Origin of the sequence: Microcystis aeruginosa NIES-4325 (genome assembly GCF_008974145.1) — a bacterium.
GTDB classification, from domain to species: Bacteria; Cyanobacteriota; Cyanobacteriia; order Cyanobacteriales; family Microcystaceae; genus Microcystis; species Microcystis aeruginosa_G.
The window spans coordinates 58,615-68,288 of record NZ_BJKP01000021.1 but is presented as its reverse complement, the minus strand read 5'-3'; the positions used below and the strand labels follow the sequence as shown (position 1 = coordinate 68,288).

At 42.4% G+C, this 9,674-nt stretch carries 11 protein-coding genes, 1 tRNA gene and 1 pseudogene; 3 read left to right on the top strand and 10 right to left on the bottom strand.

Annotated elements, in window-relative coordinates:
• Positions 1 to 127 precede the first annotated feature (127 nt).
• A pseudogene (locus MiAbW_RS12810) lies at positions 128 to 283 on the bottom strand (IS5/IS1182 family transposase); the annotation flags it as partial.
• 275 nt (positions 284 to 558) lie between these two features.
• Positions 559 to 1,203 (bottom strand): hypothetical protein, encoded by a 645-nt coding sequence (locus MiAbW_RS12805; RefSeq protein WP_172967371.1) that lies wholly within the window; start codon positions 1,201 to 1,203, stop codon positions 559 to 561.
• A gap of 102 nt (positions 1,204 to 1,305) precedes the next feature.
• On the opposite strand from MiAbW_RS12805, the gene mnmA reads away from it, so the two are divergent.
• Entirely contained in the window at positions 1,306 to 2,364 is a 1,059-nt protein-coding gene (gene mnmA, locus MiAbW_RS12800) for a tRNA 2-thiouridine(34) synthase MnmA (protein WP_151696425.1), read from the top strand.
• An 89-nt stretch (positions 2,365 to 2,453) separates the two neighbouring features.
• Here the strand turns inward: mnmA and MiAbW_RS12795 are convergent, their stop codons facing one another.
• From MiAbW_RS12795 to ndhL, 6 genes are all read right to left on the bottom strand, one after another.
• Positions 2,454 to 3,206, bottom strand: coding sequence for a phycobilisome rod-core linker polypeptide (locus tag MiAbW_RS12795; RefSeq protein WP_151696424.1), 753 nt, complete (start codon positions 3,204 to 3,206; stop codon positions 2,454 to 2,456).
• A 257-nt stretch (positions 3,207 to 3,463) separates the two neighbouring features.
• Complete coding sequence (locus MiAbW_RS12785) at positions 3,464 to 4,045, bottom strand: phycobiliprotein lyase (protein WP_151696422.1); 582 nt, start codon at positions 4,043 to 4,045, stop codon at positions 3,464 to 3,466.
• Positions 4,046 to 4,120: 75 nt separating this feature from the next.
• A complete protein-coding gene (locus tag MiAbW_RS12780; RefSeq protein ID WP_151696421.1) occupies positions 4,121 to 5,044 on the bottom strand; it encodes a restriction endonuclease in 924 nt (307 codons plus the stop codon).
• 433 nt (positions 5,045 to 5,477) lie between these two features.
• Complete coding sequence (locus MiAbW_RS12775; RefSeq protein ID WP_079205903.1) at positions 5,478 to 5,906, bottom strand: ATP-dependent zinc protease family protein; 429 nt, start codon at positions 5,904 to 5,906, stop codon at positions 5,478 to 5,480.
• Positions 5,907 to 5,910: 4 nt separating this feature from the next.
• Positions 5,911 to 6,216: a DUF3007 family protein gene (locus MiAbW_RS12770; protein WP_151696420.1), complete on the bottom strand. Its 306-nt coding sequence runs from the start codon at positions 6,214 to 6,216 to the stop codon at positions 5,911 to 5,913.
• 20 nt (positions 6,217 to 6,236) lie between these two features.
• Complete coding sequence (ndhL, locus tag MiAbW_RS12765) at positions 6,237 to 6,476, bottom strand: NAD(P)H-quinone oxidoreductase subunit L (protein ID WP_002732218.1); 240 nt, start codon at positions 6,474 to 6,476, stop codon at positions 6,237 to 6,239.
• A gap of 172 nt (positions 6,477 to 6,648) precedes the next feature.
• Here ndhL and MiAbW_RS12760 point away from each other — a divergent pair.
• Positions 6,649 to 6,734, top strand: a tRNA-Leu gene (locus MiAbW_RS12760).
• A gap of 89 nt (positions 6,735 to 6,823) precedes the next feature.
• Here MiAbW_RS12760 and MiAbW_RS12755 read toward each other — a convergent pair.
• Both MiAbW_RS12755 and queG read right to left on the bottom strand, forming a co-directional pair.
• Positions 6,824 to 7,462 (bottom strand): HAD-IA family hydrolase, encoded by a 639-nt coding sequence (locus MiAbW_RS12755; RefSeq protein WP_151696419.1) that lies wholly within the window; start codon positions 7,460 to 7,462, stop codon positions 6,824 to 6,826.
• Entirely contained in the window at positions 7,452 to 8,399 is a 948-nt protein-coding gene (gene queG, locus MiAbW_RS12750; protein ID WP_151696418.1) for a tRNA epoxyqueuosine(34) reductase QueG, read from the bottom strand. Before queG ends, MiAbW_RS12755 begins: the two co-directional genes overlap by 11 nt.
• 353 nt (positions 8,400 to 8,752) lie before the next feature.
• Here queG and MiAbW_RS12745 point away from each other — a divergent pair, with 353 nt between their 5' ends.
• A complete protein-coding gene (locus MiAbW_RS12745; RefSeq protein ID WP_151696417.1) occupies positions 8,753 to 9,343 on the top strand; it encodes a DUF3782 domain-containing protein in 591 nt (196 codons plus the stop codon).
• Positions 9,344 to 9,674: the final 331 nt, after the last annotated feature.

Here is a 9,674-nt window from a genome sequence, read left to right as displayed (position 1 = left end):
AAAATTTCTGGAGCCCAGTGGAATGAAGAAAATATCCCTCAAGTGCTTAAACACCGCTGTGCTTACCTAAATAACAGTCTTTAGCTATTGAATAGTATTTATGTTCTGACAAAACTGACTTGCTCCCAGGTTTCAGTCCCCTTTTAGATGGTGAATTAGAGTCGGCTTCAACACTTTTTACTGATTCTACCATCTTTCTATATGTTTGTTTATACACACCGAAACGGCGTTTGAATTGTTCATCTGATAAGTTTTGATAATCCATAATTTTGCTAATAAACATAGCAAAATTATAGATGATTTCCTGACCTAAGATCACATTTTATTCTTTTTTCCACTTCAATCTAAGAATTGAGAAAAAAGCAAAACCTTATATTATACCATAAAAAAATTATGCAAGAGGTCTATTGTGTCTCTCTGCTCTCCTATACCTTTTAAACAGTATTTAGTATTACAAGCGGTCTTATTAACCCGCAGTAAGGCAAGGGGTAAGGAGACTTAGGGATAATTCCCAGACCTGAACCCCGATTATTATTGATATTCTCAACCCTAACTTTACTAATTATTGAGGGTAATAATCTGGGCGCTAAAACCCTGTTTAGTTAACTCTTGTACCCGTTGTTTAGCTTGGTATTGTTGTTGAAATAACCCCGCTTGAATAACATTTTCTCCCGCGCGGATAAATGCGAGGGGTTCAATTTCTTGAATTTTTGCCAGCGCTTCTGCACTATTACTCCTAACTTCAACGCGAAAGAGTTGATTAGTCGCAATAACCCGCTGCTGTGGTGGAGGAGAAGGGGGTTTATTGGCGCGATTTTGAGGTGTGGGGGCCGGTGGATTGACAGTTTGACGATGATGATTATTAATCACCGTAGCATCGGCAGGACGCACGGGAGCGGGGGCTTGAAAAACGTATTCTCTCAGGGGTTGATTCCCAGAAACCGGAGCAGCCACCGGCGGGTGAACTGAAGAAGAATTAACCGGGGGCAAATTTAAGGGTGAACATTGGGAACAATTAACAGCACTGGGACTGTCTGAACGTTTAGTTGGTTGTCTCACCGCCGGCGGTGGGGGCAAACGACGACCGGGATAAACATTCTGGGCAAAAGATAAGTTTGCTTTTAGCAGCAGCGTTCCCTGAGCCATTATCCCGACTTTTAACCAAAATAAAGCCGAGAAAAACAGTAGTTTTGTTCTCATCATGCTGGTTTGTCCTCACACGAAATTTGGGTACACCATGTCCAAATTTTAAAGTAGGAGATGCTAGTCTAGAAAGTATATTGGTTAAAAATCATTACAAGATTTATGGGAAAAGTTGTTGTCGGTCTATCGGGGGGAGTGGATAGCTCTGTCGCCGCTGCCGCTCTACACGCTCAAGGTTATGATGTTATTGGCTTGACCCTGTGGTTAATGAAGGGTAAAGGTCAATGCTGCTCCGAGGGAATGGTAGATGCGGCCTTTATTTGTGAGCAGTTGGGGGTTCCCCATCATATCGTCGATAGTCGCAAGCTTTTCCAAAAAGAAATTATTGATTATCTAGTTTCTGGTTACGAAGCGGGAATCACACCGCTGCCCTGTTCTCAATGCAATAAAGCGGTAAAATTTGGCCCGATGCTGCATTATGCTAGGGAAACCTTAGAAACGGATACTATTGCCACTGGTCACTACGCCAGAATTCGTTTTTCTCCTGAAAACAACCGTTATCAACTGCTGCGCGCCGTCGATAACAATAAAGATCAATCCTATTTTCTCTATGATCTAACTCAAGACGTACTCCGTGGGACTTTATTTCCTTTGGGAGAACAAACCAAGGCAGAAACCCGCAGAATTGCCCAGGAATTCGGCTTAAAAACGGCAGATAAACCCGATAGTCAGGATTTATGCTTGATTGAAGCTCACGGAACTATGCGATCGTTCTTAGATAAGTATATCGCCGTTAGTGAGGGCGATATCGTCGATCTCGATGGCAAAGTTTTGGGTAAACATAGCGGTATCCATCATTATACGATCGGACAACGCAAAGGCATCGGCATCGCCGCCGCCGAACCTCTCTATGTGGTAAAACTGGATTCCGTCATGAATCGGGTTATCGTCGGTAATCGCGAAAGTGCCGTTAGTGCCGCTTGTCTTGTCGGACGGATGAACTGGGTTTCTATTGCTGAACCCACCACCCCTATCCGCGCTCAAGTACAGGTACGTTATCGTTCTCCGGCCGTTCCCGTCAATGTTATTCCCCTAGAAAATAATCAAGTGAAACTGGTTTTCGATCAACCACAATTTAGCATCACCCCGGGCCAAGCAGCCGTGATTTATGAAGGGGAAATCGTTCTCGGTGGGGGGATTATCTCAGGATCAACCCCATAGGGAGGGCCACCAATCCACAGAATAACCTGATTATGGTTCAGGGGTCATTCTGCCAATTAGGGACTCTCCCCGGTAGGTTTAGCTAAAAATTAACGACGGGGTACAGAAGCCTCGATGTTAATATTCATAGCGGAGACTCTTGGTACAGGATTTCCTTTGGCACTACCGAGACCCCGGGCCATAGCCAAGAAGCTGGAAGGATCGCCAGCTTTGGGTTTTTGATCTTGGGGAACATAGCGACGGACAGCATTCTGCCAAACGATTTGAGGGAAGCCCAAAATACCACGATAGTAGCCATCGTAGCGAGGCGAGGTGATGTTGAATGGACGTTCACCGATTTCGCGGCTGGCCAGGGTACGACGACGTTGGTAGGGAACGGTATCATAACCAAAGCTTTGCAGATACTCGTCACTGTTGAGAAGTTGATCGACAAAACCTTGAATACCTTTGGTGGCAACGACAATCGACCAAGCAATTTTTTCTCTTTCGCTATAGACATCGCGACCGAGAACTCTTTGTACTACCTGTTCGACAAAGCGATAGTTGCTGTTTTTCTCGTAGAAGCTGTTATAGAAGGTTTTCGATAACAGTAAACCACGAATGAAATCCCGCACCGATAATTGTCCATTGCGTAATTGGGATTCGAGGAAGGGTTCCCGATCCCATTTAAAGGCATGGAAGAAAATCTGACGGTAAGCGGCTTCGATTAAATCGTCCAGGTCGCTAGGGGAGAGGACATTTTCCGTCGTGTAAACTCTCGGTTTTTCGTCTCCACCGACATCATAACCAGCTACCCGCACGTTTTGGGACTTGGGGGCGTAATTTAAAAGAGGAATGGCCAAGGGTAAACCTCCGTATCCTTAGAAATGCTTAAAAAACTTTCCTCCTAATGATAAGGGAGTAGGTGCCAACTAGAAAAGAAATATTAAAAATTCTTACAATTGTTAAGAAAACTTGCTTACCATCCAGGGAGATGGGAGCGCCGGAGCAGGGGAGCAGGGAGATGGGAGCGCCGGAGATGGGAGAAAAACTGATGACTGATGACTGATAACTGATAACTGATAACTGATAACTGATAACTGATAACTGATAACTGAATTTACCAGCCACTAATCGAATAACATGGCGGTTCGGGGGAATCACTAGAGACTGACTCCGATGACTGATTACGGGATTCAGCACAAAAAGTGGCCGTATTAAAACCGCCAAAACGTTGAACTGTGCTAGTGCGGAGACGTAAATCGGCATCGGCAAACCAAAAACGCTCGATCGAGGTCATAGTTTCGTATTCTGTAATTAAGACTAAACCTTCCTGTTCATCAATGTGATAACGGCCCGCCACGGGAACGATTTCCGCATAACCTCGCTCCCGCAGGAGAACACCCGCTTGGGGATTATCTTCATCGGGAATTAGCGCAAAAACGGTGGTTCCTTGATGATTTTCGTCTTCTTTGTCCCACTGCATCGAACCATCCCAACTGACAAAGGCCCCCCCCACAGTCTTAGCGGGATCGACTTCGTGCATTTCACAGATAGCGATAATTTTCGGGTTATCGGCGCTTAAAGCTTCCACATAAATCTCGGAATCGCCAGTTTCTGAGCGTCGAAAGGGTAAATGATGGGTGGTGCGCTGAGATTTCCACTGTCCCGCACTTTTCTGAAAAAAGGTCATCCCGTCCATAGTTTTTATCCTCTATTTTTTCCATCTATTTTAACGCCATGGCCGTTTTCTGTAACCCTTGTCCTCATCTCTCTCTCATTCATCCCCAAAATAATCATGATCAATTCTCTTGATTTCATAGATTTTTTGGGTCGATACACCTAAGTTATAATCAATCATCAATTGACTTAATTCTTCCCCATCAATCAGCACTATTTTTATCTCATTTCTGGGGGCATATTCTAACGCATCTTTGGTAAAATAGGAAGTAGTGATAAAAATACCTTTTTTGGCTCCTTGTCCCGCTAATGCCCCGACAAATTTCTGGATTTCTGGACGACCAACGGCATTATTATCAGCCCATCTTTTGGCTTGAATATAGATTATATCTAAACCGAGTCTATCTTCTTTTATTATCCCATCAATCCCTTGATCACCGCTCTTACCTACCGCTTTACCGGCATCTCTAATCGAGCCACCATAACCCATTTTTACCAGTAATTCTACTACTAATTTTTCAAAAGCATCTGGGGATAATTTTCGCAGAATAGAAAGTAAGTCTGTCGCTAATGCTTGACGAATTTCTTGATAGGAGTTTTCTAGTAATTCATAGGGTGTTTGTTCTTGATCAGAAGCTAATAAATTGCTTTCAAAAGTAATAGTTTCATTTTGCTTATTGACTCTAGTAAATTCTTGAAACTCAGGAAATTGCCTGAGAAATTTTGTATCGATATGGTCTAGATTTTGAGATAAGATTTCTTTTCCTTTCTCAGAAATTACAAAAGTTGCTCTTTGGGGTGACTCAATTAATCCCGCTTTCTTTAAATAGGTTTTTGCCCAACCGACTCGATTAGCAAAAATTTCTTGTTGTCCACTGGGAAGCATTTCTTTTTTTTCTGCTTCCGTGACTTGAAACTCCCTGACCAAGGCTTCAAAAATTTCTCGATATTTATAAACTTTGCCATCTGCAAGTATTTTTAATAGGGGCAACATAATCGATTGAAAATCGGGAATGGGCATAGTTCAGATAAAAAGCAGGGGCAGTCATCACAATTATACAGCAACAAACTCCAAGAATTTAGATAGATAATAATACACCTGAAATTATTAAGAATGTCGAGAGGCATTCCTCAAGAATCTGAGAGAGAATCAATATTATGGGCATCTAATACTAAATCTTGTTTAAAAGGTATAGGAAAGCAGTGGAGCCTTTTTAGTGAACAGTAAACAGAAAACAGTGAACTAAAAACTCACATCTGATAACTGATAACTGATGCAAAACTGACGGCTTGGCTCTTCTAGGTTCTGTGTGATAAGTTTAACTTACATAGGATGGATCGATCTTTGTGTCCTTTGTGTCTTTGTGGTTCGCTCCACTCCCTCGCTAGGAGTAATGTATCTTAGAATACATTTTACCCACCAAACCTAGGAGAGCCACGGCTTTAAATATAACTTAACTCAGTAAAAAAGACTTATTCGGATGGACAAGAAAGCCTTTTTTTAAGGCCTCTCGTCCTAATAACATCCGAAAACCCATGACATCGCGATTAGTCAAGGTTAATTCGATCGCCCATTGACGACCGCCTAATAATACACTTGTTCTGATAACGGGACGTAGTTGACTTTGACCCCCGGAATTTTTTACCTGTCGCCATTCGAGGATTTCTGCGGTGGTGGTGACAGTGTGGTGACTATCTTTTTGGTAGGGATGAACCTGAAAGCGCAGCCAATTGCGATCGCCATCTCGAAAAGGATGCAGATGAAAAGCGTGTAGGGCCGAGGAGCGAGCACCTGTATCAATCTTGGCCTTAATTTTGGTAATGCCTAAATCGGGTAAATCGAGCCATTCTCGCCAACCGATGATGATTTTATCGGGTTTCATCCATCTATTTAGTTTTTTCTTCTTCAATCTCCCGCTGCATTTGGGCGATTTCTTCGGGAGTCATCGCTTCCAGGCGTTTTTTAAAGACGGCATCTTCGTAATCCTTGCGCTGTTTGCCGTAGGTCATATTATCGGTGGCGACTCGAAACAGATAGGTCAAAATCCAACCGATGACACCCCCCACCAACACCGCTTGACTCCAAATTCCCGCCGAAGCACTATCTAAACCGGTTTTTTGCAGGACAATGTAGAGGATGCCGCCCACAGCAAACATCCCTATACCGATCCCGATGACATCGATACGTCTCATGGGTTTTTTTTGCTGATAACTTAAGCTTTTAGGGTACGACGTTGGGGACGGAAGTTAAGGAAAGGACTTAACAACAGCATACCGGGGAAGAAAAAGCTCATCAGAAAGTACATAAACCCTCTTTCCCAAGAAGATGCTACATACCAGCGCGTATTGAGGTAGTAGTAGATAACCGCGGGAATGACGAGCAAATACAAGACACTGAGAGATAGGTAGATCAGGGCGATGATAATGGTTTCTTGCGTCAGAATTGATTGCATAAGGATTGATTTTTCTCAATAGCTGTCGGTGAACGGCAATTCACCTGCTGATTATTTTACCTTGTCTTTCCCCCTTTGCGGCGATCGAATTGGCGGGCTAAAATAATTTACTGAAAATACTCTTGACAATTAGATTATTTGTGATATGATAAAAAATTGTCGGTTAAGTAACGGGGGCGTGGCGGAATGGTAGACGCTACGGACTTAAAATCCGTTGAGCCTTATAAGCTCGTGAGAGTTCGAGTCTCTCTGCCCCCATCGATCGAAGTCTATATTTAAACTGAGTATTGGGTATTTTAGTACAAATGCCCAATACTCCCTCTCCCTGCCTCCTAGTAAAAACTTTTTCAGCCAGCCCTATCTAAAATATCCAATAATTCTAGGGGATGATGAATGAGATGATCGGGGTTAAATTGAGTGAGAATTTGAGGGGAATTAAAGCCCCAAGCGACCGCCACCACTTGCACTCGACTTTTTTGGGCAGCAGTAATATCTCTAGTTTCATCGCCGACATAAATCATTTCATCGGGGCAGAACTTATTTTGTCGGATCAGGCGATCAATAATTTTGTGTTTGCTGAATAAAGGCGTTCCCGAATAGATAAAATCAAATAAATTTAATAGTTGATTATTACCTAAAAATATGGTGACATTTTCTTTGGTATTAGAAGTTATTATTCCCAATCTATAGCCTCTTTCTTTAAGAGTGGCGAGGCAGTGATGCCAGCCATGGAAAGGTTTCAGATATTCAATTTGTTTATTTAATTCCCGTTTAACTCGATAGAGTAAAAAAGGGATTTTAACGGGGGAAACTTGGGATTGTTTAATAATTTCTTGGGAACTAAGGTTTTTTAGTCTGGCCAAATCTTCCTCGTTGATGGGTTGATAACCAAAATTTTTAGCCAAACGATTGACAATCTCCACGAAAGTATCGTGGGTATCGGCGATAGTACCATCAAAATCGAACACTACTACTTTAATTGTCATCTTCTGGGGGGTGAGGGGAATGAGCTAAATTAGCTTGGGCATTACGTCGCCACTGGTGGGGTTTAATTCGACGTAGGGCTGATGAGATGAAACGACGATCCCACTCCTCTATAGTTAGATTAGCTAATTCATCTAACCTTGGCGAGAGGTTTTCGGGACGAGGTTGAAAATCCTCCACGTCGGTAACTTGGGCAAAACGTTGATTCCAAGGACAGACATCTTGACAGATATCGCAGCCAGCTACCCAACCCTGTAAATTCTTGGCAATTTCTGTGGGCAAAGTTACAGCACGATTTTCGATAGTATGGTAGGCAATACAGCGACTAGCATCCACCACATGGGGGCTAACTATTGCTTGGGTGGGACAGGCGCTTAAACAACGGCTACAGGTGCCACAATGGTAGCTATGGGGTTGATCGGGTTCTAAAGGTAAATTAGTTAATATTTCGGCTAAAAACACCCAACTGCCGTAATTGCGGGTAATTAAGTTACCATTCTTGGCAATCCAGCCGATCCCTGCTCTTTGCGCCCAAACCTTATCCTGTACCGGTCCTGTATCCACATAGTAACGGGTTTGAATTTGCTCCCCCTGACTTTCTAACCATTGACTGAGGGCTTTTAATTTTTTACTTAATACTTTGTGATAATCCCTTCCCCAAGCATAACGGGAAATTTTGCCGTGGTTTTGTTCCTGACTGTGTTGCTGGGGGGTGTAGTAGTTAAGAGCGAGACAAATTAGCGATCGCACTTCTGGCCAAAGAGTTTTGATATCCTGTCGTTTCGGGTTAGTCATCCAATCCATATCGGCGTGATAACCCCGCTCTAACCAGCTTTTTAGATGGGATACTGCCGAGTCTTGGCTGTCCACAGAGGCAATACCGACTTTATGGAAGCCCAACTCTAGCGCTTTTTCTTTGATCTGTGTTTCTGTCACCATAGAAATATCTTAAGTCAAGTATTTGTAACAATTATTTACAATGATCGATTTATCGAGCCAAATCCCAGGCTGAACAATTAGAAACCATGATTAACGAAGAAACTGTGGTTCCCGTCCCCGCTATATCGTCCTCATACTAAATCCAGTTATTAAAAACTGATTATCGATTCTCCGTTTTGCATGAGTGCATGAGTAGAAAACGGGTTTCTCCGAGAAACCCGTTTTCTGTGCGTTACTCAACGGATTTAGTATAACTATTGACTTGCTCAATTAACACCCGTCCCTAAAATGACTTGCACTTTGCTAGTACAATTATAGTAACAAGTGAATAAGAAAAATTAGAATAAATAACCATGTCTCAACCGATTACCATCGAAGATATCTATAAACTTTTTGAGAAAACTAACGAAAAGTTTGAACAATCACGCCAAGAATACGATCGCCGGGCGGCTGAAGCCAAGGCCGAAGCCGATCGCCGTTTGGCCGATCTAGAGAAAACAGTGGCCAATACCAGTCGTGCTGTGGATAGTTTAACCACTCGCTGGGGAAGATTTGTCCAGGAATTAGTCGAACCTGCTGTGATTGGCCTATTTCGTAGCAAAGGTATCGATGTCAAAGAAACCTACAGTCGTGCCAGGGTAAAACGGCAAGGAATAGCCATGGAGATTGACATTTTAGCCGTCGATGAAACCGAGGTAGTTTTAGTAGAATGTAAGTCTCGTTTATCGAAAGATGATGTCAATGAGTTTTTAGAAAAATTAAGTCGATTTAAACAAGCATTTCCCCATTATAAAAACTATCAAGCTTATGGTGCAGTGGCAGGAATAGAAATAGATGAAGGAGTAGATCGTTATGCCTATAAACAAGGTTTATTTGTGATTAAACCATCGGGAGAAACGGTAGAAATCATTAATGATTCTGGTTTCGAGCCTAAATTATGGTAAGAGAAAGATGTTCCCATCATCTGGCAAAGTGTTGACAGGAGGTCTAATTTTTCCAATCTAGGACTAGACTAACTTATGGATACGATGCGGAATTAGTATTCATATCTTGCTTCAGTAACATCTTGCCTAATTAATTTTTTATGATTCAAAAACGGCAAAAATAAGGATTAAATGGCATAAAATCTGTGAATAGATCTTATTCATTTTTAATTCTCCTGACTACTGACTACCGACGACCGGCTCCTAACCCCAACAACAATTTTTGATTTTTACCAGAGGTCTAGTAACGTCTTGTCCTAAAATTGCCAATATCTAGTTTCAATGCACAAGA